The organism is Sphingomonas sp. GC_Shp_5 (genome assembly GCF_026540855.1).
GTDB lineage: Bacteria > Pseudomonadota > Alphaproteobacteria > Sphingomonadales > Sphingomonadaceae > Sphingomonas.
On sequence record NZ_JALNUP010000010.1, the window covers coordinates 38,760 to 63,683 of the forward strand.

The 24,924-nt window shown below is 65.2% G+C and carries 25 protein-coding genes, 1 tRNA gene and 1 pseudogene; 6 read left to right on the forward strand and 21 right to left on the reverse strand.

Annotation, left to right across the window (positions count from 1 at the left end; genetic code table 11):
- The first annotated feature begins 51 nt into the window (after positions 1–51).
- Together OXR60_RS09755 and OXR60_RS09760 are read left to right on the forward strand one after the other, a co-directional pair.
- Positions 52–585, forward strand: a complete 534-nt coding sequence (locus OXR60_RS09755) for a peroxiredoxin (protein WP_267395690.1) — start codon at positions 52–54, stop codon at positions 583–585.
- A gap of 65 nt (positions 586–650) precedes the next feature.
- A complete protein-coding gene (locus OXR60_RS09760) occupies positions 651–1,694 on the forward strand; it encodes a GGDEF domain-containing protein (protein ID WP_267395691.1) in 1,044 nt (347 codons plus the stop codon).
- Between the two features lie 511 nt (positions 1,695–2,205).
- Here OXR60_RS09760 and OXR60_RS09765 read toward each other — a convergent pair.
- Complete coding sequence (locus OXR60_RS09765) at positions 2,206–2,835, reverse strand: YbhB/YbcL family Raf kinase inhibitor-like protein (protein ID WP_267395692.1); 630 nt, start codon at positions 2,833–2,835, stop codon at positions 2,206–2,208.
- Between the two features lie 5 nt (positions 2,836–2,840).
- Positions 2,841–3,347, reverse strand: coding sequence for a hypothetical protein (locus OXR60_RS09770; protein ID WP_267395693.1), 507 nt, complete (start codon positions 3,345–3,347; stop codon positions 2,841–2,843).
- A 42-nt stretch (positions 3,348–3,389) separates the two neighbouring features.
- On the opposite strand from OXR60_RS09770, the gene OXR60_RS09775 reads away from it, so the two are divergent.
- A complete protein-coding gene (locus tag OXR60_RS09775; protein WP_267395694.1) occupies positions 3,390–3,803 on the forward strand; it encodes a DUF1810 domain-containing protein in 414 nt (137 codons plus the stop codon).
- Here OXR60_RS09775 and OXR60_RS09780 read toward each other — a convergent pair.
- The 7 genes from OXR60_RS09780 to OXR60_RS09810 all read right to left on the reverse strand — a co-directional run bounded on the left by OXR60_RS09780 (position 3,796) and on the right by OXR60_RS09810 (position 13,651).
- A complete protein-coding gene (locus OXR60_RS09780) occupies positions 3,796–4,530 on the reverse strand; it encodes a DUF72 domain-containing protein (protein WP_276592138.1) in 735 nt (244 codons plus the stop codon). The two genes, OXR60_RS09775 and OXR60_RS09780, sit on opposite strands and share 8 nt — an antisense overlap.
- Complete coding sequence (locus OXR60_RS09785) at positions 4,527–4,898, reverse strand: tRNA-binding protein (protein WP_267395695.1); 372 nt, start codon at positions 4,896–4,898, stop codon at positions 4,527–4,529. The genes OXR60_RS09780 and OXR60_RS09785 overlap by 4 nt, the downstream gene beginning before the upstream one ends.
- The gene (locus OXR60_RS09790; protein ID WP_267395696.1) at positions 4,898–5,572 is read right to left on the reverse strand and encodes a glutathione S-transferase family protein; all 675 of its coding nucleotides are present in this window, start codon (positions 5,570–5,572) and stop codon (positions 4,898–4,900) included. Before OXR60_RS09790 ends, OXR60_RS09785 begins: the two co-directional genes overlap by 1 nt.
- 123 nt (positions 5,573–5,695) lie before the next feature.
- Positions 5,696–10,201 (reverse strand): glutamate synthase large subunit, encoded by a 4,506-nt coding sequence (gene gltB / locus OXR60_RS09795; protein WP_267395697.1) that lies wholly within the window; start codon positions 10,199–10,201, stop codon positions 5,696–5,698.
- A gap of 79 nt (positions 10,202–10,280) precedes the next feature.
- On the reverse strand, positions 10,281–11,744 hold the full coding sequence (locus OXR60_RS09800; protein WP_267395698.1) for an NAD(P)-dependent oxidoreductase: 1,464 nt from the start codon (positions 11,742–11,744) through the stop codon (positions 10,281–10,283).
- Between the two features lie 152 nt (positions 11,745–11,896).
- Positions 11,897–12,703: an undecaprenyl-diphosphate phosphatase gene (locus tag OXR60_RS09805; protein ID WP_267395699.1), complete on the reverse strand. Its 807-nt coding sequence runs from the start codon at positions 12,701–12,703 to the stop codon at positions 11,897–11,899.
- A gap of 15 nt (positions 12,704–12,718) precedes the next feature.
- On the reverse strand, positions 12,719–13,651 hold the full coding sequence (locus OXR60_RS09810; protein WP_267395700.1) for a complex I NDUFA9 subunit family protein: 933 nt from the start codon (positions 13,649–13,651) through the stop codon (positions 12,719–12,721).
- Positions 13,652–13,755: 104 nt separating this feature from the next.
- Between OXR60_RS09810 and OXR60_RS09815 the strand changes: the two genes are divergently transcribed.
- Positions 13,756–13,842 (forward strand) — tRNA-Leu (locus OXR60_RS09815).
- 245 nt (positions 13,843–14,087) lie between these two features.
- Positions 14,088–14,183, forward strand: coding sequence for an Arm DNA-binding domain-containing protein (locus OXR60_RS20000; RefSeq protein WP_346015425.1), 96 nt, complete (start codon positions 14,088–14,090; stop codon positions 14,181–14,183).
- A 552-nt stretch (positions 14,184–14,735) separates the two neighbouring features.
- On the opposite strand, the gene lysA is transcribed toward OXR60_RS20000, so the two are convergent.
- The 8 genes and pseudogenes from lysA to OXR60_RS09855 all read right to left on the reverse strand — a co-directional run bounded on the left by lysA (position 14,736) and on the right by OXR60_RS09855 (position 18,949).
- Positions 14,736–15,968, reverse strand: a complete 1,233-nt coding sequence (gene lysA / locus OXR60_RS09820; RefSeq protein ID WP_267395701.1) for a diaminopimelate decarboxylase — start codon at positions 15,966–15,968, stop codon at positions 14,736–14,738.
- A 21-nt stretch (positions 15,969–15,989) separates the two neighbouring features.
- Complete coding sequence (locus tag OXR60_RS09825; RefSeq protein ID WP_267395702.1) at positions 15,990–16,253, reverse strand: hypothetical protein; 264 nt, start codon at positions 16,251–16,253, stop codon at positions 15,990–15,992.
- Positions 16,250–16,741 (reverse strand): SAM-dependent methyltransferase, encoded by a 492-nt coding sequence (locus tag OXR60_RS09830; RefSeq protein WP_267395703.1) that lies wholly within the window; start codon positions 16,739–16,741, stop codon positions 16,250–16,252. The genes OXR60_RS09825 and OXR60_RS09830 overlap by 4 nt, the downstream gene beginning before the upstream one ends.
- Entirely contained in the window at positions 16,738–17,025 is a 288-nt protein-coding gene (locus tag OXR60_RS09835; protein WP_267395705.1) for a hypothetical protein, read from the reverse strand. Before OXR60_RS09835 ends, OXR60_RS09830 begins: the two co-directional genes overlap by 4 nt.
- 159 nt (positions 17,026–17,184) lie before the next feature.
- A pseudogene (locus tag OXR60_RS09840) lies at positions 17,185–18,152 on the reverse strand (magnesium and cobalt transport protein CorA).
- A 2-nt stretch (positions 18,153–18,154) separates the two neighbouring features.
- A complete protein-coding gene (locus tag OXR60_RS09845; RefSeq protein ID WP_267395706.1) occupies positions 18,155–18,535 on the reverse strand; it encodes a hypothetical protein in 381 nt (126 codons plus the stop codon).
- The gene (locus OXR60_RS09850) at positions 18,528–18,686 is read right to left on the reverse strand and encodes a hypothetical protein (protein WP_267395707.1); all 159 of its coding nucleotides are present in this window, start codon (positions 18,684–18,686) and stop codon (positions 18,528–18,530) included. Before OXR60_RS09850 ends, OXR60_RS09845 begins: the two co-directional genes overlap by 8 nt.
- Entirely contained in the window at positions 18,683–18,949 is a 267-nt protein-coding gene (locus OXR60_RS09855; RefSeq protein ID WP_267395708.1) for a hypothetical protein, read from the reverse strand. Before OXR60_RS09855 ends, OXR60_RS09850 begins: the two co-directional genes overlap by 4 nt.
- A gap of 783 nt (positions 18,950–19,732) precedes the next feature.
- Between OXR60_RS09855 and OXR60_RS09860 the strand changes: the two genes are divergently transcribed.
- Positions 19,733–19,999 (forward strand): hypothetical protein, encoded by a 267-nt coding sequence (locus OXR60_RS09860; protein WP_267395710.1) that lies wholly within the window; start codon positions 19,733–19,735, stop codon positions 19,997–19,999.
- Positions 20,000–21,605: 1,606 nt separating this feature from the next.
- Here OXR60_RS09860 and OXR60_RS09865 read toward each other — a convergent pair.
- The 4 genes from OXR60_RS09865 to OXR60_RS09880 all read right to left on the reverse strand — a co-directional run bounded on the left by OXR60_RS09865 (position 21,606) and on the right by OXR60_RS09880 (position 24,763).
- Complete coding sequence (locus OXR60_RS09865; RefSeq protein WP_267395711.1) at positions 21,606–21,986, reverse strand: hypothetical protein; 381 nt, start codon at positions 21,984–21,986, stop codon at positions 21,606–21,608.
- Positions 21,987–22,829: 843 nt separating this feature from the next.
- Positions 22,830–23,465 carry a hypothetical protein gene (locus OXR60_RS09870; protein ID WP_267395712.1) on the reverse strand — a complete coding sequence of 212 codons (636 nt, stop codon included), beginning with the start codon at positions 23,463–23,465 and terminating at the stop codon, positions 22,830–22,832.
- A gap of 110 nt (positions 23,466–23,575) precedes the next feature.
- Positions 23,576–23,923, reverse strand: coding sequence for a hypothetical protein (locus OXR60_RS09875; protein WP_267395713.1), 348 nt, complete (start codon positions 23,921–23,923; stop codon positions 23,576–23,578).
- A 387-nt stretch (positions 23,924–24,310) separates the two neighbouring features.
- Complete coding sequence (locus OXR60_RS09880) at positions 24,311–24,763, reverse strand: hypothetical protein (protein WP_267395714.1); 453 nt, start codon at positions 24,761–24,763, stop codon at positions 24,311–24,313.
- Between the last annotated feature and the right edge of the window lie 161 nt (positions 24,764–24,924).

A 24,924-nucleotide genomic window follows, 5' to 3' on the forward strand; every position in this document is an offset into this window, starting at 1 on the left:
CGCGCCGCCGCGCGCTAGGACGAGCGACCAATCGATCAGGAGAGTTTCGCGATGCGTCTGCTGCCTACCCTTGCCGCCACCATCCTCGGCGCGATCCTGATGACCGCCCCCGCCGGCGCGGCGCTCGCCCCCGGCGCCAAGGCGCCCGATTTCACCACCCGCGGCGCGATCGCCGGCAAGGTGTTCCAGGTTCATCTCGCCGAGCAGCTCAAGAAGGGGCCGGTGGTGCTGTACTTCTTCCCCGCGGCCTTCACCGGCGGCTGCAACGCCGAGGCTCATGCCTTTGCCGAAGCGATCCCCGATTTCCAGAAGGCCGGCGCGACCGTGATCGGCATGTCCGCCGACGACGTGTCGACGCTGCAGCGCTTCTCCGCCGAGAAGTGCGCAGGCAAGTTCGCGGTGGCGAGCGCCGGCCCGCGCGTGGTCAGCGGCTATGCCGTCGGCAACGCCGGGGGATCGCGCACCACCCGCACCAGCTATGTGATCGATCGCCACGGACGCATCGTCTTCGTCCATGACGATGCCGACGCCGCCCACCATGTCGAGATGACGCTCGCGGCGGTACAGAAATTGGCCCATTCCTGATCTTTCCTGCAACTCAATCCTAACCAATCGCGATTATCCCCTGCGGATCGAACGGGGGTGGCGGAATGCGCGGGAGTGTCGCGGCAAGGCGGGGAAGCAGGGACGATCTGTATCTACAGATCGGCCGTTTTCTTGCTGACCACGGCCTTCCTCCGGAGCCCGCGCATTACAGCTTTGCCTTTAACGTCCTCACCGATCCCGATGGCGTCATCGCCACCGCGGTGGCGCGGCTGACCGACGGCGGGGTGCGGCTGCGCAGCAGCGACATCGAGAAGCTCGGCGGCACCGTGGTGTTCCGGCCGGACGGCGGCGCGGGCGAGTTCGGCGGTGCCCATACCGACCAGGACGATGCGGCGCAGCTCGTCGCCGAAACCCAGGCGCAGGTCGACGGCTTTGCGACGATGATGCGCGCGATGCACGACGAGACCCGCGGCTTCGGCCGCGATCTCGCGCAGAGCGCCGCCGCGATCGAGCGCAGCACGCCGGGCAACACTACTGCGGGCCTCGACGAGATCGCACGGATTACCGGCTCGATGCTCAGCCGCATCCACGATGCCGAGAGCCGGCTCGCCCGCGCCACCACCGAGGCCGATGCGTTGCGTGCCAAGCTCGCCGAGGCGAATGACAGCGCCCGGCGCGATCTGCTTACCGGCCTGCCCAACCGCCGCGCCTTCGAGGAAGCCTTCGTCACCCGCATCGAGGCGGAGGGGCCCTATTGCCTCGCGGTGTGCGACATCGATCGCTTCAAGCGGATCAACGACGATCATGGCCACCCGGTCGGCGATCGCGTGCTCATCGCCGTCGCGCAGACGCTGGCGGAAACCTGCCAAGGCCAGCTCGTGGTACGCCATGGCGGTGAGGAATTCGCGATCCTGTTGCGCGGCATCGACCTGTGCAAGGCGGCTGATCACCTCGATTACGTCCGTGCCGCGGTTGCCGACCGGCGCTTCCGGGTGCGCGAGAGCGACCGGCCGATTGGCCAGGTGACGCTGTCGATCGGCGTGACCGCGGTGCAGCAGGGCGAGCAGAGCGACGCCGCGTTCGATCGCGCCGATCGGCTGCTCTACACCGCCAAGGCGGATGGCCGCGATCGGGTCTGCGCCGCCTGACGGTCGGTCGCGATGCACCACGCGGGCCCACTATCCAAAGGTCGGCGGATTTTACCACGTTGGTCTGGCGGATTACGCCACATTGCCCGCTCAGTCGGTGCCCCGTCCCAGCGTTATCCGGGATTTACCGGCACTTGGGTAAACTGGCACGGCCTCTGCAATGTCCCAAGCATCGCTGCCGGATGGTCCGGCGCCGCGATGATCAAAGGACCAAGCCCATGTTTCTCCGCCTCGAAGCTGCCCAGCGCGCCCTCTTCTCGGTCGCCGCTGCCCTGCTGTTCGCCGCCGTAGCCGTCAGCGCCGCCGTCCCCGTGATGCCGATCGCCTGATCGTCACTCCAGCCGGAGCATTGCCATGTACCGCAGCCTCTTCATCGGTCTCGCCGCTTTCTGCACCACCGCGCTGGTGATCGCCAGCCAGGGCAGCGTCACCCTGGGTTAAGCCCCAGGGCCCCCTTCGGCGTCAACCGGAACGCGCGGCCTCGCCGCCGCGCCGTCCCGCTCTCTCTCGTTCACGCGCTGGCGAGCGCCCCATCCGGCCCGATCAGCGCTTCCTCGCCCCGGCCATAGGTGCCGATCACCACGCCCGCGGCGAGCACATGCCCCGCCATCGCCTCGATCATCGCCCCGCGGCCCGGACTGTCACCCGGATCGCCCGCCCCCGCATCCAGCGCGAACAGCTGGAAGGCATAACGGTGCGCGCCATGGCCCGTCGGCGGATCGGGTGGCAACCAGCCTTCGCGCAGGAACGAATTGCGGCCAATGTCGCGGCTGCCGGTACCCGGGCCGTCGGCGACGATCGAGCCTTCGGCGAGCCGACCGGCATCTGCCGCCAGTCCCCAGACAATCGCATGCACCAGCGGCTGCAGCGCCGGCGCGTCGGCGTCCTCGACCAGCAACGCCAGGCTGGCGGTGCCCGCCGGCGACGATCCCCAAGTCAGCGGCGGCGACACGCCCGTGCCGTCGGCGGTGAACCGCTCGGGCAGCCGCGCGCCATCGGCGAAGGCCGGGCTCGACAGCGCAAGCCACTGGAACTCGCGCCCTTGCGGGCTGAGTTCGGGGCGGACGATCGCCAGTTTCTCGGCACCGGCGCGGACGTCGCTCAGCGCCTTGCCGAGCCAGGCGGGGACATGTTCGAGCATCGCATCTACTCCGAAGGGCAATCGCCGGGGCGGGTCGCCGGAGCGCCGCCGGCGTACCAGCGGCTGGCGTTCCCCATCGTGCTGGCGTCATGGTAGCAGGCCTCGGCCGTGTTGCCGTCGGCGCGGACCAGCAGCGTCCAATTATGGTCGCTGCAATTGTGCGCCTCGCAGCCATGGGCACCGAGCGAGGGACCGCGCTGGAAGATCGGCGTGGTGGTCGCCTCATGCGCGGTCATGGTCCGGCGGATCTTGTCGTCCCCCACCGCGCCGACCAGCGCATTGGCGACCTCGGTGCGATCGTAGAAGGTCACACCCTCTACCGCCTCGGTGGGATAATGGCCCACATAGGCGCTGATCGGCTTGCTGTGCCCTTGCCCCGGCAGCGGCGTCGGCGCCTGAAGCGGCGGCGGCACGAACGCCGCGGCTGCCGCGTTATTGTCGGCGGGCTGATCGTGATGCCCGCAGCCGCCGAGCAGCAGGACCGTACCGAGCGAACAGAGGAGCAAGCGCATGGGCAGGATAACGCCACAACATCCGTTACGGTTGCGAACCCGATGAGCGGGCCGCTCGATCGCTTCGTCGAGGCTCAACAGGGCGTGTACGCGTCCGCGCTCGCCGAGCTGCGCCGTGGCCACAAGACCAGCCACTGGATGTGGTTCGTGTTCCCACAGATCGCCGGGCTCGGCCGCAGCGCCACCGCACAGCATTATGCGATCCGGGACCGTGCCGAGGCGAGTGCCTATCTGGCCCACCCGCTGCTCGGCCCTCGGCTGGTCGAGGCGACGCAGGCGGTCACCGCGGCCACGGGAAGCGCGGAGGCGATCCTCGGCGGCATCGACGCGATCAAGCTGCGCTCGTCGATGACGCTGTTCGCCGCGGTTGCCGATGATCCGGCGCCGTTCGCGGCCGCGCTCGCCCGCTTCTTCGCCGGCGAGCCCGACCCGGCGACGCTGGCGCTGATTAGCTGAGCGCGCCGAGTCGGGTGATGAGCGCCATCGCGTCGGCGGTGGCATGGCCCGCGGCGGTGTTGTCGTAGATCGTCCAGCTGTCGATGCCTTCGGCCCGCTCGGCGCCCACCGCCGCGGCATGGCCTGCGATCGCCGTCTCGTCATAGCCCGAGTAATAGATCCGTGGACTGCCGTGGAGCCGGCGATAGGCGAGTCCCGGCCAGCCGCCGGTCGCGGCAGCCTCGGGCACCCGCGCCGGATCGGCCGCCACCCGCGCCACCCGATGCGCGACCAGGCATTGGTCCGCCTCGGCGCCAAACCAGCTTCCGTGGCGCGGCTCGCAAACCAGCGCGCCGCCAAGGGTGGCGCCGGCCTGGGCAAAGAAGTCGTCAACAACAGCGCGGTCGAAACCGAGGCTCGGCGGCAGCTGGACGACCAGCGGCCCGCGCTTGTCGCCGAGCGGCGCAATTCCGTCGGCGAAGCGCGCCAGCAGCTCGCCGGTGTCGACCAGCCGGCGCTCATGGGTGATCGTCTTGGGCAGCTTGAGCGCGAAGCGGAAGCCGGCGGGAACGCTCGCCGCCCAGCGCGCATAGGTCGCAGGCCGGTGCGGGCGATGGAAGCTCGAATTGATCTCCACCGCGTCGAACACCGCGGCATAACGCTCGAGATGGCTGCCCGCGCCGGGAAAGTCGCCCGCCAGCGCAGTCGGGATCGACCAGCCGGCGGTACCGATCCGCGCGCCGCTCAGAACAGCCGGCCGCCGTTCGGCACCGGCTCGCTCGGCCCGATCAGCACCACCTTGCCGTCCGCATCGGGGAAGCCGAGCGTCAGCACCTCCGACATCACCGGGCCGATCTGGCGCGGCGGGAAATTGACCACCGCGGCGACCTGGCGGCCGATCAGCGCGGCTGGCGTGTAATGCTCGGTGATCTGCGCCGACGAGCGCTTGATGCCGATCGGCGCGCCAAAGTCGATGCGCAGCTTCAACGCCGGCTTGCGCGCCTCGGGGAACGGCTCGGCGGCGACGATCGTGCCGACGCGAATATCCACCGCGAGGAAATCGTCAAAGCCGATGGTCGCCGCGGCCGCGGCGGCGGGATCATGCGCGGCGTGCATCAGAAATCGACATTGTCGTAATGCGCCGGCGGCCCGATCATCTCCATCCGCTCGGAGAGCAGCGGGCGGAAACTCGGCCGGCTCTTGAGCCCGCGGTACCAGCGCGCCGTCTGGTCATGACCCTTCCAGTCGATCCCGCCGAGATAGTCGGCGACCGAGATCTGCGCCGCCGCGGCGAGATCGGCGAGACTCATCGTCGCGCCGCCCAGCCAATTGCGGTGATCGAGCAGATAATCGGTGTAGTCGAGGTGGCTGACCGCGGCCTTCATCGCCTCGCGCAGCCCCTTGGCGTCGGGCGCGGCGCGATGCGCGAGCCGCTTCACCACCCGCTCGTGGAGCAGCGGCCCGGTGACGTCGCGGTAGAAATGGGTGTCGAACCAGGTGACGAGGCGGCGGATCTCGGCGCGGTTGGCGGCGGGGCCGTTGATCATCGCCGCCTTGTCGACGGTTTCCTCGAGATATTCGCAGATCGCCGCCGAATCGATCAGCGGCGCGCCGTTGCGCGAGGCATCGACCATCACCGGCGTCTCGCCAGCGGGGTTCATGTCCATGAACTCGTCGCGCCGCTCCCAGGGCGATTCGCGCACCAGCTCATAGCCGACGCCCTTCTCGCCGAGCAGCAGGCGCACCTTGCGGCTGAACGGGCACAGGGGGAATTGGTAAAGCTGCCACATGACGCCCTGTTAGGCGCAGCGTGGCGGCGATGCCAACCCTGTACCCATCCTTCCCGTTCGCCCTGAGCCTGTCGAAGGGCATGCATCTCACAATGCTTCAACAAGCTCAGCACGAACGGCAGGTTACTCCGCCGCGACCAGCTCCGCGGTGTCGTCGAGCGGATGGCTCTGGCGGCTGAGCATCTCCTTGGGCACCACCTGCCAGAACTGGCCGGCGACGCGCTCCCAATCGGCGAGCAGCCCGCGCGTCCACTTGCTGTCGGTCGCCGTGAGGTGGCGCTCGACCAGCGCGCGGAGCACGCCTTCCCAATGCGCCGAGGCGAGCCGCTGCCAGGTAATGTTCTCGGGGTTGGCGCGGGATGCGAAATCGCCGTCGGGATCGTAGACGAAGGCCATCCCCCCGGTCATGCCTGCGCCGAAGTTCTGGCCGACCTTGCCGAGGATCACCGCGACGCCGCCGGTCATATATTCGCAGCCGTTGGCGCCGCAGCCCTCGACCACCACGGTGGCGCCCGAGTTGCGCACCGCGAACCGCTCGCCCGCCTGCCCGGCCGCGAGGAGCGTGCCCGAGGTGGCACCGTAGAGCACGGTGTTGCCGAGGATGGTATTGTCCTGGCTGGCGAGCGGCGAGCTCACCGCCGGGCGCAGCACGATGATCCCGCCCGACAGGCCCTTGCCGACATAGTCGTTGGCATCGCCGAACACCTCGAGGGTGATGCCCTTGCACATGAACGCGCCGAGGCTCTGCCCCGCCGAGCCGCGCAGCCGGATGGTGACATGGCCGTCGGCGAGCTTGGCCATGCCGAACCGCCGGGTGATCTCGCTCGACAGCCGGGTGCCCACCGCGCGGTGAGTGTTGCGCACCGAATAGGTGAGCTGCATCTTCTCGCCACGGCTGAACACCGCCGCGGAATCTTTGATGATCTGCGCGTCGAGGCTGTCGGGCACCTCGTTGCGGAAGGTGCTCAACGAAAAGCGGCGCTCGGCGTCGGTGGCGTCGACCTTGGCGAGGATCGGGTTCAGGTCGAGATCGTCGAGATGCTCGGCGCCGCGGCTGACCTGGCGGAGCAATTCGGTGCGGCCGATCACCTCGTCGAGGCTCTTGCAGCCCAGGCGGGCGAGGATGTCGCGCACCTCCTCGGCGATGAAGGTCATCAGGTTGATGACCTTTTCCGGCGTGCCGACGAACTTGTCGCGCATCGCCTGGTCCTGGGTGCAGATGCCGACCGGGCAGGTATTACTATGGCACTGGCGGACCATGATGCAGCCCATCGCCACCAGGCTGAGCGTGCCGATGCCATATTCCTCGGCGCCGAGGATTGCGGCGATGACGATGTCGCGACCGGTCTTCAAGCCACCGTCGGCGCGCAACCGGATGCGGCCGCGTAGGCCGTTGAGGGTGAGCACCTGATTGACCTCGCTGAGGCCCATCTCCCACGGCGTGCCGGCATATTTGATGCTGGTCTGCGGCGACGCGCCGGTGCCGCCATTGTGGCCGGCGATCAGGATGACGTCGGCATGCGCCTTGGCGACGCCGGCGGCGACGGTGCCGATCCCGGCCGAGCTCACCAGCTTGACGCATACCCGCGCGCGCGGGTTGATCTGCTTGAGATCGTAGATGAGCTGCGCGAGATCCTCGATCGAGTAGATGTCATGGTGCGGCGGCGGGCTGATCAGCGTCACGCCGGGGGTTGCGTGGCGCAACTTGGCGATGAACTCGGTGACCTTGAACCCGGGCAGCTGGCCACCCTCGCCAGGCTTGGCGCCCTGCGCGACCTTGATCTCGATCTCCTCGCAGGCGTTGAGATATTCGGCGGTGACGCCGAACCGGCCGCTGGCGATCTGCTTGATCGTCGAATTGGCGTTGTCGCCATTGTCGTACGGGCGATAGCGCTTCTTGTCCTCGCCGCCCTCGCCCGACACCGCCTTGGCGCCGATCCGGTTCATCGCGATCGCCAGCGTCTCATGCGCCTCGGGGCTGAGCGCGCCCAGCGACATGCCCGGGGTGACGAAGCGCTTGCGGATCTCGGTGATCGCCTCGACCTGATCGACCGCGACGCCTTCGTTCGGGAAGTTGAACTGGAGCAGGTCGCGCAGATAGACCGGCGGCAGATCGGCGACGCCGCGGCTGAACTGAAGGTAGCTGGTATAGCTGTCGGTCGACACCGCGGTCTGCAGCAGATGCATCAGCTGCGCGGAAAAGGCGTGGGTCTCGCCGGTGTGGCGCTGGCGATAGAAACCGCCGACCGGCAGCCGCGCCACCGCCTCGTCGAACGCCGCCTCGTGGCGAACCATCGCCGAATAATGCAGCGACGCGTAGCCCTCGCCCGAGATCTTGGCGGGCATGCCCGGGAACAGATCGTTGACGAGGCTGCGGCTGAGGCCCACCGCCTCGAAATTATAGCCGCCGCGGTAGGACGAGATCACCGCGATGCCCATCTTGCTCATGATCTTGAGCAAGCCGTCCTCGATCGCGCTACGGTGGCGCTTGAGGCATTCGGCAAGCGACAGATCGCCGAACAATCCACGCGCCTGGCGATCGACGATCGCGGCCTCGGCGAGATAAGCGTTCACCGTGGTCGCGCCGACGCCGATCAGCACTGCGTAATAATGGGTGTCGAGGCATTCGCCGCTGCGGACGTTGATCGAGGCATAGGAACGCAGGCCGCGGCGGACGAGATGGGTGTGCACCGCGGCGACCGCGAGCACGCCGGCGATGGCGACGCGGTCCGGACCGACGGCCTCGTCGGTGAGGAACAATTCGCTCTTGCCCTGGCGGACGGCTTGTTCTGCCTCCTGGCGGATGCGCGCGATCGCCTCGCGCAGCTTCTCGGGGCCGCCGGCGGCGTCGAAGGTGCAGTCGATCTCGGTGACGCTGGTGGCGAAATGCGCTTTCAGTCGCGCCCAATGCTCGCCGGTCAGCACCGGCGATTCGAGCACCAGCACGCGGTCGCGCTGGTCCTGAGTATCGAGGATGTTGGCGAGATTGCCGAACCGCGTCTTGAGGCTCATCACATAGCGTTCGCGCAGGCTGTCGATCGGCGGGTTGGTGACTTGGCTGAAGTTCTGGCGAAAGAACTGGCTGATCAGCCGCGGCTTGTCTGAAATCACCGCGAGCGGCGTGTCGTCGCCCATCGAGCCGACCGCTTCCTTGGCGGATTCGGCCATCGGGCTGAGGATCAGCTCCATGTCCTCGAGCGTCTGCCCCGCGGCGACCTGGCGGCGGGCGAGCTCGGCGCGATCATAGCGCACGACGCTGTCGTCGGGCGCGTCGGGCAGGTCGTCGAGCGTGTGGAAGGCACCGATCATCGCCGCATAGTCATGCTCGGCGGCGATCCGGTTCTTGATCTGGCGATCGTCGAGCACCCGGCCCTGATCGAGATCCACCGCGATCATCTGCCCCGGGCCGAGCCGGCCCTTGGCGACGATGGTGCTCTCCGGCACCACGACCATGCCGCTCTCCGAGCCGACGATCAGCAGCCCATCCGAGGTGCGGGTGTAGCGCAGCGGCCGCAGCGCGTTGCGGTCCATTCCCGCGACCGCCCAGCGGCCGTCGGTCATCGCCAGCGCCGCCGGGCCGTCCCACGGCTCCATCACGCTTGCGAGGTAATTGTACATCGCGGCGTGATCGGCCGGGGTGTCGTCGCTCATCGCCTCGGGCACCAGCATCAGCTTGGCGGTCGGCGCGTCGCGTCCCGAGCGGCAGATCGTCTCGAACACCGCATCGAGCGCCGCGGTGTCTGAGGCGCCCGCCGGGATCACCGGCTTGATGTCTTCCGAATGCTCGCCGAACGCGAGGCTCGCCATGCGGATTTCGTGGCTGAGCATCCAGTTCTTGTTGCCGCGGATGGTGTTGATCTCGCCATTATGAGCGAGGCACCGGAACGGCTGCGCCAGCCACCATTGCGGGAAGGTGTTGGTCGAATAACGCTGGTGGAAGATCGCGACCCGCGATTCGAAGCGCTGGTCCTGGAGATCGGGGTAGAAGACCGACAGCGATTCCGCGAGGAACAGGCCCTTGTAGACGATCGAGCGGCACGACAGCGAGCAGATGTAGAAGCCCTGGATCTGCGCGGCGATGACGCGCTTCTCGATCCGGCGGCGGACCAGATAAAGGTTCTTCTCGAACTCTGCCGCCGTCACCTCGTCGGGTAGCGGCCCGGCGATCATGATCTGCTCGATCTCGGGCCGCGTGGTCTGCGCCTTGAGGCCGATCACCGAGACGTCGACCGGCACCTGCCGCCAGCCGTAGATGGTATAGCCCGCCTCGATGATCGCGCTCTCGACGATCGTCCGGCAGCTCTCCTGCGCGCCGAGATCGGTGCGCGGCAGGAAGATCATGCCGACCGCGAGCCGGTTCGGCAGCACCTTGTGCCCCGAAGCGACCACGGCATCGTCGAAGAAGCGATGCGGCAGATCGATGTGCAGCCCTGCGCCATCACCGGTCTTGCCATCGGCGTCGACCGCGCCGCGGTGCCACACCGCCTTCAACGCGTCGATCGCCGACTGGACGACGCGGCGCGAGCCTTTGCCGTCGGTCGCGGCGACGAGGCCGACGCCGCAGGCATCGGATTCCATGTCGGGGCGGTACATGCCTTCTTCGGCGAGGCGGGCGCGTTGATCGATCATGCGGACGGTTCCTTCTGCCCGGCGTCGCGCCGAGGGGGCGGGCCGTGCGCCAACAGCGGCACGACCCGGCTTTACTAGGTTAGGCGGTGACGAGCTGGCGCTCGGCCGGAGCGCCGGCCCTGGCGCGCGCCTTCAGCCATTTGTGCATGGTGCCGGCGACGTCACGGCCATCGCGGATCGCCCATACCACCAGGCTGGCGCCGCGGACGATGTCGCCCGCCGCGAACACGCCGTCGAGGCTGGTCATCAGCGTCTTGCCGTCGACCAGCACCGTCCCCCAGCGGCTCACGCCAAGCTCGGGCGCGCCGAACAGCGCCGGCAGATCCTCGGCGTCGAAGCCGAGTGCCTTGATCACCAGATCGGCATGGAGGGTGAAGTCGCCGGCCGGATCGGGCTCGGGAGCGCGGCGGCCGCTCGCATCGGGAGTGCCGAGTCGCATCTTGCGCGCGCGCACCGTGCCGTCTTCGTCGAACGCCGCGGGCGCCGAGAGCCAGACGAACTCGGCGCCTTCCTCCTCGGCATTGCCCACCTCGCGCTGCGAGCCCGGCATGTTGGCGCGATCGCGGCGATAGAGGCACTTCACGCTCGCGGCACCCTGGCGGATCGCGGTGCGCACGCAGTCCATCGCGGTGTCGCCGCCGCCGATCACCACGACATGCTTGCCTTCGGCGTTGAGCTGCCCGTCGTCGAACGCCGGCACCGCATCGCCGAAGCTCTTGCGGTTGGAGGCGATCAGATAATCGAGCGCGGCGACGCTGCGGCCCTGGTCGGCGTCGCCGTTCGAGCCGGGCAGGTCGAGCGCCCGGGCGCGGTAGACGCCGGTGGCGATCAGCAGCGCATCGTGACGGCGGCGCAATTCGTCGAGCTTGGCATCCTCGCCCACCGCGAAGCCTTCGTGGAAGACGATCCCGCCGGCCTTGAGGCGGTCCACCCGCCGGGTAACGATGTGCTTCTCGAGCTTGAACCCGGGGATGCCATAGGTCAGCAACCCGCCGGCGCGGTCGTGGCGATCGTAGACATGAACCTGATAGCCCTGCCCGCGGAGGTATTCGGCGGCGGTGAGCCCGGCCGGCCCGGCGCCGATCACGCCCACCGACTGCCCGCGCGCCGGGCCTGCCACCAGCGGCTCCACCCAGCCATTGTCCCAGGCGCTGTCGGTGATGAACTTTTCGACCGAACCGATCGTCACCGCGCCATGGCCAGTGAACTCGATCACGCAATTGCCTTCGCACAACCGATCCTGCGGGCAGATGCGGCCGCAGATCTCGGGCATCGTCGAGGTCGCGTTGCTGAGCTCATAGGCCTCGCGCAGCCGTCCTTCCGCCGTGAGCCGCAGCCAGTCGGGGATATGGTTGTGCAACGGGCAATGTACCGAGCAATAGGGCACGCCGCATTGCGAGCAGCGCCCGGCCTGGTCCTCGGCAGTGGGCACGGCATAACGCTCGGCGATTTCGCGGAAATCCTCCGCACGCATCTCCGGCTCGCGCTTGGCCGGATAGGCCTGCTCCCGCGAAACGAACTTGAGCATTGAATCGTGCGCCATACAGCCTCCGTAGCTCGCCGCTACGCAGGTTGCATGGCTTTGTCACGCATTAAACTGCAATTATGTCAGCTAAGCTGACCCACTTGGCTGTTCAAAGTGGCTCACCAAGTGCGATATGCGCGAACTTAGCGAAGTTACGGTCCGTTGCGGCCCTATACCGACAGCAGCCAGATGATCGCCGCGCCGCCGGCGACGATCCGGTAAAAGGCGAACGGCACGAAGCCGACGCGCGTGACCACGCCGACGAACCATTTGACGACGAGCAAGGCGACGATGAACGCGACCAGGAAGCCGATCCCGATGGCGCCAAGGCCGACGCCCTGCCCGCTCAGCAGCTCGTGGCGGTTCTTGACCAGCTCGAGCGCGGTCGCGCCGAGCATGGTCGGGATCGCCAGGAAGAAGCTGAACTCTGCCGCGGTGCGCCGCTCCACCCCGAGCGACAGCGCACCGAGGATGGTCGCGCCCGACCGGCTGACCCCCGGCACCATCGCCAGGCACTGGATGAAGCCGATCCCGAGCACCTTGGGCAGCGGGATGTCGGCGACACCGACGATGTCGCTCTTGGGCGCGAGCCGCTCGACGACGATGATCGCGAGGCCGCCGACCACCAGCGCCACCGACACCACCATCGCGTTGCCGAGCAGCGCCTCGATATGCTTGTGGATGGCCAGGCCGATCACCGCGGCGGGTAGGAAGGCGACGAGCAGGTTGCGCACGAAGCGGATCGAGGTTGGGTCGCGCTTCAGCAGCCCCGAGCCGACCGCCCAGAAGGTGCGCCAATACAGCACCACGATCGCGAGGATCGCGCCAAGCTGGATGACGATGTTGAACACCTCCCACTTCGCCGCGTCATAGCCGAGCAGCTTGGTGGCGAGAATGAGATGGCCGGTGGAGGAGACGGGCAGGAATTCGGTGACCCCCTCGACGATGCCGAGGAGGATGACGGTGAGCAGGTCCATGAACTTCCGTTCCGATCAGGCGGCGAGGGTTTCGGTGCGACGCCCGAAGCGCCCCGACCGGCGAAAGCGGACTAGCCAATCGGGCGCGACGCTGGCCAGCGGGGTGGGCGTGACGCCGAGCGCGGCCAGCCCGTCGGCACCGGCGGCGACCACATTGTCCTGCTGCAGCATCAGCCACTGATCCTTGGTGATCGGCGCGCCCGGCAGCCGTGCGAGCAGCGCGCCGAGGCCATCGGGCAGGTTGATGATCGACGGCGAGCGGCCGAGCGCGGTCGCGATCCAGTGGATGATCGCGCCCATGCTCATCACATCGGGCCCGCCGAGCTCGAAGGTGCGCCCCGCAAACGCCGGGTCAGCCGCCGCGGCCGCGACCGCATCGCCGACATCGCCCGCGAACACCGGCTGGAACTTCACGCCCGCGCGCAGCACCGGCACCACCGGCGCCTTGGCGACCATGCCGGCAAAACGGTTGATGAACTGGTCCTCGCGGCCGAACACGATCGACGGGCGGATGATCACCGCGCCCGGAAAAGCGGCGCGCACCGCTGCCTCGCCGCGGCCCTTGGAGCTGCCATAAGCCGAGGCGGCACCCGCATCGGCGCCGATCGCCGACAGATGCACCAGCGTGGTGACGCCGGCGGCCGCCGCAGCCTTGGCGACGGTTTCCGCGCCGCCGACGTGGATCCGCTCGAAATCGCCCGCGAGCACACCGACCAGGTTGATGACGATATCGGCACCGGCAACGGCACGCGCGATCGTCTCGGGCTTGGTCACGTCCGCGGCGACGAACTGCGACTGGCCGAGGCCGCCCTGCGTCCGCAGATACCAGGCATGACGCGGGTCGCGCTCGGCGATCCGCATCCGCGCGCCGCTGCGCAGCAGCGCCCGCACCACATAGCGCCCGAGGAAGCCACCGCCCCCGATCACCGTCACCAGTTTGTCCTTCATCGTCCGGCCTTTTCGCTCGCTTTGATCGCGCCACCGCCCTTGCCCCGCGAAAGGCGTGTTGACAAGCATCCCGACCCTCCCCTAGAGGCGCCGGCCTACCCCGTGCCCAGATGGCGGAATTGGTAGACGCACCAGCTTCAGGTGCTGGCGATCGCAAGGTCGTGGAGGTTCGAGTCCTCTTCTGGGCACCACTTTTCGTCTCTGGATGCGTCCAGAGACGTCCAGCAAACGGCTGGTTTACAGGCATATCTTGGCGATGATCGCTGGCAGCCGTCCGGGTTGATCCGGCTGAATCCAGCAAAAGAGACAAAGTGGTCTCATTGCGTGGCTGTTGGGTCGAACCGGAAATCCGGGAGCCACGACCATGCTGACACAGCTCCAGGTCAACGCCGCCAAGCCCAAAGCTAGACCGTACCATCTCGCCGACGGATAGGGGCTGGTTCTCGCCGTCCAACCGAGCGGGTCCAAGCTGTGGCGGATCCGATATCGATATGGCGGCCGACAAAAGACGCTGCACATGGGTCGCTGTTGACCCTGTCGTTCGCCGATGCGCGGCGCTCATGCCGAAACTGCTAGCCGCGGAAGGCGTCGCTGCCGGCCGGCCCGTCATCTGGGGCGTCGATGACGGTCCGAAGGTGGAGATTGGGCGCTCCAGAATTCGCGTCGCCTATCGAGCTCGAAAATCCGTGCCTTCCGTCATGTACTAACGTGGCGTGATCAATAGGGGCGTCCACCGCTTTTTACGCCCCGGGATATCAAGGCGATCGCAAAGTGCGTCCGCCCGCCCTGGCTTACGACCTAGAGTGGACGTTTAGGCCATCCTTCCCGCTTGCTCGCTTCGGACATTTGTTAATCTGCGGGCCTGACCCCTGCGATGCCTGACAGAAGCTACTGCCTGCATTGGAACCGCTTCCCATCCCTGACGGTCATGTCACGCTTGCTCGAACACCCGAATGCTTGTGAACCAGATGCCTTTCAGGCCGCATCCGCAGTCTGCCTGCCGATCTGGTCCGTGAGGTCGTGCGCCAATGGACAATTGCTGGCCAGATGAGGCGCGGGCCGAGCAAAACCCGGATCCCAACGATCAAGCAGCATCAGCAAACGGCTTTAATCGTTCACCCACGACATCGTAGCGAGCGCCATCAACCAGCACCTGCGGGATGACCGGGCGGCAATTGTAGGTGGACGCCATCGATGCCCCATAAGCGCCGGTGGTGTGGAACACTGCCAGATCGCCGCGGACCACCCGATCGATGTCGCAGCCCAATGCGAACGTATCGCCCGTTTCGCACACCGGGCCGGCGATGTTGGCAACCATGCGTCGGCCGTTGGGCACCACCGCCTCGAACCGGTGGACGGCGCCATACATGGCGGGCCGAGCCAGATCGTTCATCGCCGCGTCGACGATCACATAGGGGTGTCGAGCACCCGGCTTGACCCAGATCACCCGGGTCAGCAGCACGCCCGCGGCGCCAACGATGATCCGCCCGGGCTCGAAGGTCAGCGCCACCTGCCAGCCGCGCGTCACGCGGTCGACCATCGCGGCATAGTCAGTGAGCGAAGGCGTGATCTCGTCCACGGCATAGGGAATGCCGAGCCCCCCGCCGAGATCGACCTGGCTGATGGCATGGCCACGGCCGCGCAATAGGGCGACGAGCTCGCCGATGCGGCGATACGCCTGCTCCAGCGGCCCGAGCTCGTGCAGCTGGCTGCCGATGTGGATCGCGACGCCGCGCAGGTCGAGACCCTCGTGCCGAGCAAGCCGATCGTACAGCGCGGCCGCGTCGGCGATTGGCACGCCGAACTTGTTCTCGCGGCGGCCGGTCGAGATCTTGGCGTGGGTGCCGGCATCGACGTCTGGGTTGATCCGCAGCACCGCCGGCGCGCGCAGGCCCCGCGCCGCTGCCAGCGCGGAGAGCACCACGCCCTCCTCTTCCAGCTCAAGGTTGAACTGGCCAATGCCGGCGTCGAGCGCCTGGATCATCTCGGCATCGGTCTTGCCGACGCCCGAGAAAACGATGTCCTGCGGTGTCATTCCGGCCGCCAGCGCGCAGCTCAGTTCGCCGCCCGAGACGATGTCGGCGCCATAGCCGCGCGCGGCGAGTAGGCGGAGCAGCGCGATGTTAGGATTGGCCTTGACGGCAAACGCCAGCCGGGCGCCGCCGATCCGCGCCAGCGCGCCCGAAAAGGCGTCGGCCGACGCACGCAACGCGGCCGCCGAATAGACGTGGGCGGCCGTTCCCACCTCGTCGGCGATGCGGGTCAGAGGCACGTCTTCGACATGGAGGATGCCGTTGCGGAGAGCGAAATGAGCCATGGTTTCTCGGCTATTGGAGGATCAGGCGTCCGACCCGTCGGCGCGTCGGCGATGGCGGCGGATGCGCTCGGCATGGATCACCGTGGCGGTGTTGAAGTGGCCGCGGCGTTCGGCGCGCCAGGCGACGGCGACCCGCTTGCCGTTGATCATCAGGGTCAGCCCGAACAGCACGAGCGGGAAGAGCAGGAGGATCAGCGGCGAGCCGTCCATCGTCAGCGCCGCGGCACAGGCGCCCAGGCTCAGCACTGCGCCTGCCACGCGCCACGTCAGGTCGCGCTTTTTCATGCGCCCTGGCCCGAGCATGCCGGATCGCAGATAACGAAAGCAGCCGCACGCGCCAGCGCGTCGTCGATGGCGGGCCGATGCGCGCCCGACCACAAGGCGATGTCCGCAGGGAAGTCGGCTTCGTCGCGCAGCGCGGTCTGCGCATCGGCTAGCTCGAACGCGACGCCGATTGCTGGATCGCTCAGCTTCAGCGCCGCTGCGCGGGCCTGGCCGATCAGCGCCGGCGACCCGTCGATGCCGCGTCCCTCGATGGCCGTGAAACCGAGTTCGCGCGCCCGCCTGCAGGCACGGAGCAACAGCGATCCGGCCGCGCAATCGGCATCGACGATGCGTATCGCATGACGATGCCGCAGCCGGAGATCGACGAGTGCCTGGTTCAACGCCGGCCAGCGGGGATCGTGCAGCGCCCGCCTGCCGCCCGGCACCATGGTGGACGCTCCGCGTGTCGATGCCGGCGTGAGTGGTTGGCGAAGAGCGATGGTCTTCATCGCCCCGCTCCCTGCCCCGCCTGCCCCGCCTGCCCCAACGCATGCTCATGCGCGGCAACCGGCGCAAAGGACACGAGCGGCGCGAGCGGCTCTGCTGCGATCATCACCGAGCCATGGTAGATCTGCCGCTCCGCGCGGGCGAAGCTCATCGCCGCCGCCTGCGAGACGAACCGGCCTTCGAGGCACTTGTTGCTGTCCTGGACCAGCCAGTGGCCGGCGGTGTCCTGTCCGACGTAGATGATCGGCCCGGCTTGGTCAGGCTCCGATACGGATGCCGACAACATGTATCGATCCTTTAAGTCAACGCGAGCGGTAGAAGCTCGCGGACGCCCAATTACGGTGCGGCGCATAGTGTTGCGAGATCGATTCAGGCATTCCGCATAGTGGCGGCATATAGCGCCCTCGGCTCGTCGCATTTGCCGGTTCCCGAGCAATGCTTGGCGCTACAGCCAGCCAACCTTGCGGAACCTGGCGTAGAGCACGAGGCAGACAAGGCCAATGCCCGCCAACACGGCGGGATACCGTAGCGGGCGTGGAGCTCGGGCATGACATCGAAGTTCATGCCGTAGATGCCGGCGACGGCGGTGGGCACGGCGAGAATGGCCGCCCAGGCGGCGAGCTGGCGGGTGATGACGCCGGTGCGTTGCTGCTCGATGAGGTTACTGAATTCGAAGACCGACGTCAGCACCTCGCGCAAGCCGCCGGTCATCGTCTCGACCCGGCGAACGTGATCGAGCACATCGCTGAAATAGTGTCGCGCCTCGGCATCCACGCCTGGCAGGTCATGACGGGCGAGCTTGCGGGCAACCTCCTCCATCGGCACCAGGATGCGGCCGAATCGCATCAGCTCGCGGCGCAGCGTGAAGATCCGCGCGATCTCCGCGCGGCCGAGAAACGCATCGAGCGTGCGCTGCTCCATCGAGGTGACCTCATCCTCGATTTCGGCAACCACCGGCACATGGCCATCAACGATGAAGTCGAGCACGGCGTGGAGCACATAGTCGGCTCCCTGGCCGAGCAGGTCCGGCGAAGCCTCAAGCTGTTCGCGCAGCGGCTGGTGCGAGCGGGTCGATCCCTGCCGCACGGTGATGATGTGGCTGTGGCCGAGAAAGATTGCGGTCTGCCCGTAAACCAGCCCGCCCTCCTCCATGTGCGCGGTACGGCCGATCACGAACAGCTGGTCGCCATAGACGTCCACCTTGGGCAACTGCCCGTCCTTCAGCGCGTCCTCGACGGCGAGCGGATGGAGGCCATAGAGCCGCTGGAGCAATTCGACGTCGGCGGCGCAGGGATCGGCAAGCCCGATCCAGACGAATTCGGAGCGATCGGTTGGGCAGTCGACCCGCTCGTCGATGGCGATCTCGCGTACCCGGCGGCCGTGGCGATAGAGGTAGGCGGCGATCAGCGGCACCGTCAATCCTCGGCGCCGAGCGGCCTGACTGCCCGGGCCGCGGCCGACGCGATCGCCCGAGCCGCCAGGAACGATCCGACTTCGTGCCGGCTGTCGAGCGGCGACCGATCGATCGGTTCGCATATCGGCTCCAGCTTGCGGTCGCGTTGAGCATCGGCATCGGCATCGGGGGTCCGCTGGGTACGCTCCAGAAGCCGCGCACCGTGGACCAGCAGCAGGATACCGGCGCAGGCGAGCACGAAGGTCATCAACCCCGCGGCGAACTCGCCCACCTGCGCCGGGCCGTGCTTGGCCTGTTCGTAGATGGCTCGGTGGACCGCGGTGGAGCCGATCGCCGCGACCAGCCCCAGCACGCCGGCGAAGCGATAGTGCTTGTCAGTCATCATCGGTGTCCTCGCCTTCGGTCCGCTTGGTTACGAGGCTCAGCCGCCCCTCCAGCCGAGCGCGTTGGGGCAGCCGCGGCCGAAAGACGGTGCGATTGCTCGTCAGCTTGGCAAATCGGCGATGAAGCAGTTCACGGTCGAACGGCATCATTGCACCGTCGCTGTCAGGACGGGGGCATCGGCACGAGGCCGGCGGGATGAGGGCGCACTGCTGCGCCGCCAGCGCGCACTGACCGCCACCTCGTCGAACAGGTGCTTCCCCCAGATCGTCAGTGCAGCGCCGGCGCTGCCGCTCAGGAAGCCGATCGCAGCGAGCGAGAAGAGGGTCGGGCCGGGCGTGGCCATGGCAGGCGGCGGCGTGGCGAACAGCCGCGCGAGCGCGGTGTAGGCGAGCGCCCACCATGCCAAGCCCAAGACCCGCAATCCTACATCAGCTTTCCACGAACGATGCCAATCCACGCCACAATCCTCATTGCGGCATGCCAGCTATCGGGCGCGGCGTAGCAATTCGAGATCGATTCTCAGGAAAAGCATAGTGCTGACGTAGTGATAATCGTCGTTTGGCTGTGCACAGCAGAGCTCCATGTAACTTCGGCATGACACAAAACCGACGTTTAGCCTGCCCCGCGCATTGCCCAATTTAGGCCCTCTGTTCCGCTCAATCAGCTATCGCCGGCAGGCAGATCAGAAGCTCTAACGCAATGCAGCGGTATTGCGAACCAACCGCTGTCGAGAACCCGATTGGCCAGGCCCCGTCCCGCATCGCGCTGCCGCCACTGAACGCAATCATCAACCGTCAGATTGCTCGGTGCTTGGTTATGCAAGCGAAATGCGTTCGAGAAGGCGGGTCGTTATCGCAGCCCCGCGCTCGCCACCGCAGTTTGTAAGCGCAGCATAGCCATGACCCGCCATACTATCGATAACCGCACTCGCGAACCAAAGGGTGTTGGACCCATCGTGCGTGAGTCTGCTCGCCGGCGCGGTAGATGGTCCGTCAAGGCTCCAGCCTCCGGCGTAACCCAGATCCGGCTCGCCTGCCATAGACAGATCATATGCCGTTCAGAGAGGTACGCAATGTCGGCTTGTGGGCGACTGCCGCCCGGCTGCTTTCCTTCCCAATAGCGGAAGGACAGCAGCCGGATTGCGAGGGGCGCAAGCGAGCTTGGCGCATATGTGACGGGGGCGTATGCCCTTCGTATGCCTCAGATCCAGCAAACCTTCGCCAACAGGAAGGATGGACCGATTTACATATCAGTCGAGCCATGGCCCGAGTGCTTCGAACTGGAGCCCGGCGATGAGCTTACGCTGATCTGGAACGCGAGGGCTGTTGGCGAGACGGCTCAAGTAGACTTTATCAACGAACGAGAACTGATCGTTCATCCCGAAGGCGCGATCGATCAGATGCAGTTCCTGATCAACGGGAAACCCGCGAGGGAAAAGAGTTGGGATTTCCGGCATCAGTGAAAAGGGCTGTCCAAACGCCTAGCGGCTGGTCCGAATGCAGCCAAATGGCTAAATTGGTGGGTTTCCGTCTGGCGGCTTTCGGCGACCAGATGCATGGAAGCTGCTGCACAATGAGGAACGCCGGGTGATCATGCTAGCTCTTATACTGGCGCAAGCCACTGATACCGTGTCGCTAGCGCAAGTCCGAGAGATGGCGCCTGCCGTGGCAGGCGAAGTCATCCTGCGCAATCAGCCGCATGGTCCGATCGAGGCGTTCGAAGCGCCGACTGGCGGAATGAACGCTCCAGGCATGGTGGACGGACAGCTGATTGAGCGGCCTATAGTAATTGGTCCTGGGTGTGTCCGAACGCGTTGGACTGTGAAGTTCCAGGCAGCGCCAGGGGCAGACATCAGTGCCGCTACGGTAATTGGCACTTACGCCGCACGTGAGATTTCTTGGTTCCTGCAAGATGCCTGCCCGTCGGGAAGATACGTGCATCTGAGCTCTGGAGTCACCGTAGATCAAGGATGGGAGGCACTTGCAAGTCTCAGAGAAGTGAGTGCCGCAGCGAGTCGGACGCGGTTTCAATGCGCTGACACGACGTCGTCTGGCCTGTGCAAAGGCAGCAAGGCAATCGGTGCAGCTCTACGCACGTTACTGCCATGGGCAGTCACCCGGGATGCCGACGAAGTGAGAGTTTGGTTGGGTGTGCCTGGCGATGCCATCGTCACCGAAGTGCGCTTCAATCCGAAGCATTTGTCGCGGGTGATCGTCACGCGCAAAGTACCAGCGCCATTCTAATGTTGAGTCTGCTTTCAGAACCCGGTTTTCGGTCGCTCAACGGCTGAATGTGGGCGACAGCGGAAAGGCCGTCCGTGGAGGCCGCTTTGCCAATCGCGGATGTCGCAACCTGGTGGAAAACGGACAGACGACTTCGGTTGATCGCGCTACTTCAAGGCGGATACCCAGCACGGTGCGAGCTTCATGAATGACCCGTTGATCCATTCGGCAATGGGTGAGTCGTCAGCTGAGGTGAGCGTCATCGACCCCATCGAGTAAGATGCGGGTGCCGTCAGCGAGTAGATGGACCCATCAAGAAAGATCCTCGTCTCTTTCGGAGAGAATCCTGGGACGGACATCTTCGGCATTGGCAGTTCCTGCAATCGTGCGATTACCTCCCGCACGGCCGGGCACGACTTACTAGTTGTCCATCTAGTTTTCGCCTTCGATCCTCGAGACACTTGAGTGAGTTTCAGCGTGTATTCGAAAGCGGGCCCCTCACTCTCGTTCGTTGCGATCTGCACGGATTGAGTCGTGTGGCTTAGGGAGCCCTCGCGCCGGAATTCGGCCCATTGCCCAGGAAGCGGCGTCTGAGCGTAAATTGCAGCGGCGATCATTATTGAGAGCATCGTATTACCTGCACAGTTCGGCGGCATGCTCGCATGAGCGCGGGAAAGTCCGCAAGTAGGCGACTGCGGAATGGCCGTTTTCCTTCCCAGTAGCTGCCTGTCGGCTTCCGGGCAGTTCACATACGCTGGGCGCAACGGAACGGCTTCAGGTGGTGGGTTGAAGACAGGCGGGTTTTGATTTGCCGGCGCAGTACAGCGGACGAGCAAGTGTTTTGAATTATGCTGCCAGAAAACAGTCTACCGCGCTCCCTCGGATTCCGACGGCCACGGCATCGACCCCACGAACACGGTCTAGGTCTGCATCGTGAGCCGCTAAGATAAAGATGTGGGCTCCGGGATCGTAGGCGACGATGGTCCATACTCCATCGTCCACTACGATGATCACATCCCTGATGATGACTTCGCCGGTTTCATCATCGCCATCGCGTACCTTGGCGTTGTGTGGTCGAACTAAAGCAGCCTGCATTTTGATTAGGCGGTCCAAAAACCAAGATTGTGGCAGAGCCGAACCCACCGCACCTTCAGGATGCGCCGGAGCAACGTAAGCTGCGATTTCTGCATCCACTCGTCGTTGTAGGTCTGAATGCAAGGTTTCCATTGTCTTGGAATAGGGGATGATCAGACGGACGTGAAGCCGTGGCGCTTGCCAACGCATTGGATGTCGGCGAACGGCAGCTATCGGCCACGAGCCACAGCGGCTTGAATGTCCAGCATTGGGCTACTGCCGACCGGCGGCATGCGGCGGCCGTAGCTGCGCCAATCATATCAGGCTCAACCTGCTTGTAAGCAGACGTTTAAAGAGGAATATTGAGCTATGGTCCCGGCGCGATATTCCATCCTGCTAATCGCCCCTGTTCTATGCGGTTGCTCACAGCAGCAAGGAAATGCACGGGCTTGCACGCCACCTCACACAAGCTGGGGAAAGCCGCATCCGCATCTTGGGCCGGATCGTCTTGAGATCGGTGTCGCGGTGGATCATGACGGAAAGCTGTACCTAGACGGAAGGCAGCTGAGCACAACCAAACTCGCGGCAGAGCTAAAGAACATTGCGACCGTAAAGAACCCTGAACCCTCAGTTTTGCTCGAAACAGAAATGGGGGCACCATGTCACGTTGTCGACCAGATCCGATCGCTGATGGAGCAGGACCTTGCTTGCACTAAGGGCGGACATTGCGACGAGGGAGTCGCGTCGATCTGGAGCAAGCTGCCTTATACTGGACATGGTGTCCCTTAGCAGCTGCGAGCGCCAAAATAAGTATCATGCCTCTCCACCGTCCCAAGTCTTGAACCTTGAAGTCTAAAGAAACGCTGCACGTGAGCAAGAGGCAGGGCCAAGCGCAGTGAACGCCCGCACTTCGTGCGCCCCGGACACGCAGTCAATTAGGATGGCGCCTCTAGTACCCGCGAGTGACACTCCGGAACCTAGCACATAGGGCTTGGGCTAGAACGGTGGCGGGGCCTTGTAGAGCATTTCGACACGAACAAGCTCGGCAAGCTGCCCCGTCGTAACATTGACTTTCCACATTAAAGTATCCGGTCCTGGGGGAAAGTAGGTAAGTTCGTAATGCTGCCAGAGCCCCGTTGATGGTAATTGCTCCACGGCATACGGCCGACCGAAATCCATAGCGAGGAAAGAGCGTCGTGGTGCAACCTCGGTCGCTGGATAGAAGGCGGGCGCTCCGGCAACAAGCTCGAACGTTAAGTTTTCGCCCGCTTTAATCCTTATTTGTGCGTTTTTTAGTTTTGCAATCAATATTGCTGCGTCGGCAGACGTTATTGCGTTGTAGTGAGCAGTCTGAGGTTGCGGCGCGAGTGCAGGAGCGATGCACGCCTTGGCCGCGTTGGTCATTTCGGCCGCTGCAATCGTCAATTCTGCTCCGGCTTCTTCTGGATTGTGGAAAGACGGAGCGCCGCGTACTACTTCAAGCCTGGCACTTCGCAACCCACAACGAACAGCACGTTGTTTGAGGCGTTCCGCGACGCTGACGCGGCCTTGGAACCGCCAATCCTCCGGCTGGTGGTTAATCGTCGGGGCGGTGACTGCGGCAAGCAGCAGGACGCTGACAACAGCATTCATCCCATCAACTCCGATTTAAAGTTCCAGCAGCGTAAATGTTCTAGGCGATTAGGCGAACGCGTCCGCTTTTCACACGAAGTACAAGCTGCGTATGGGTTGCATTTGACCGATTACGACTGGGTGTAGGTTAACGTGCGGGTCGATCGATGAAGCGAGTAGCTTAGCCTATGCCGAATGGCATCATCTGTAATGCGAAGAAGCTCGGCCTGCTTGATGTCGTCGGGCAGATTGATCGTCACCGACTCCGCTCCTACAGCTGTTGCAGCGGTCCAGTCTAGTGAAGGGTACTTCGCCGCCTGGGAGGCGGCAAAGCGACTAAGCCGGATGGAAGAACCGCGCAGGGTGAGCGTATGCTCTCTGCCGATGGTCAGTGATCGAGAGGAATGCGCGTTGCTGACTGCTACTGACGCGCCTATGAATAAAATCGCGGCGACGGTTAATTTAATCCGGGGAGACATCGGCACTCTCCTAATGACGAGCTCTCCGACCCGCCGTGTCCACCATACGCGAACAGCGGCCGCCTACAATGGCCAGCTTGAAGAACGATCGCACCAGATCTTCGATTGAGTGCTGGCAGCTAACCAAAGTCTGTAGACTGGGCGGTCGCCAGAAGGTGCACCGATGAGGCGACCGCTTCGATCTCGGAAAGCGGTAGCTGGTTGAGCATGGCAGAACTGATCTTCACCGTACCATGCTTCCTTGCTGAACGATCGTCTGCAATCGGGAAGCGTGATGGTAGGCCGGAATGGCGAGAACTGGGCGCTGTAAGCCTGGCCGCTTTCAAAGTCCGCTTTTCGGCCCACGAATGTCGCGACCTGGTGGTTAGCTGCCCTTCGCTGAACAGCTTACGAGGTCAAAGAAGTCTTTCCAGCCGAATGCTTTGTCGCCAGCACCTGCCGAGTCCGGAAAAGCATATGCGATGGCGCGCGGTCGCCCCTGTTTGGAACGCGATCAATCAGGTCATAAGCAGCATCAAAGCCGAGGTATTGTCTGTTGCCTTGTGGGCGGGGGCCACCATCCGGGCTGGGCGGCTGCCACCCCTTTGCCGTCACCTCTACCGTCGAGGCGACATTCTGAAGGCCATCGGTGCCGCCATTCCATGGCAGCCACCAGGACGTCTCGCCTGACCTTCGATCGCGGATCGCTAGGGCAAGGCCACTTGGCCAATCCGGCCCGCTGTCGACCGGGCGGTAATAAGCGGTCCAATCAGGATGGTGACGCAACACGTAGTATGCCCGCTCGACAGGACATTGGACGACCGAAGACGCGGCAAGCGCAAGCAATCCGAACATCGTCATGGTCGACTCCTGAGAAACGATCCCATCCTAGCCAAGATCGGAACGTCCACAATTGGGCGATCGCGGACAGGCTGCTCCTGGCCCCTGCTTTCCGAGCGCGAACGACTCAATCTGGTAGCGAGCGGAATGGCGGCTTTCCGGATCAATGTGTAGAATGCGGA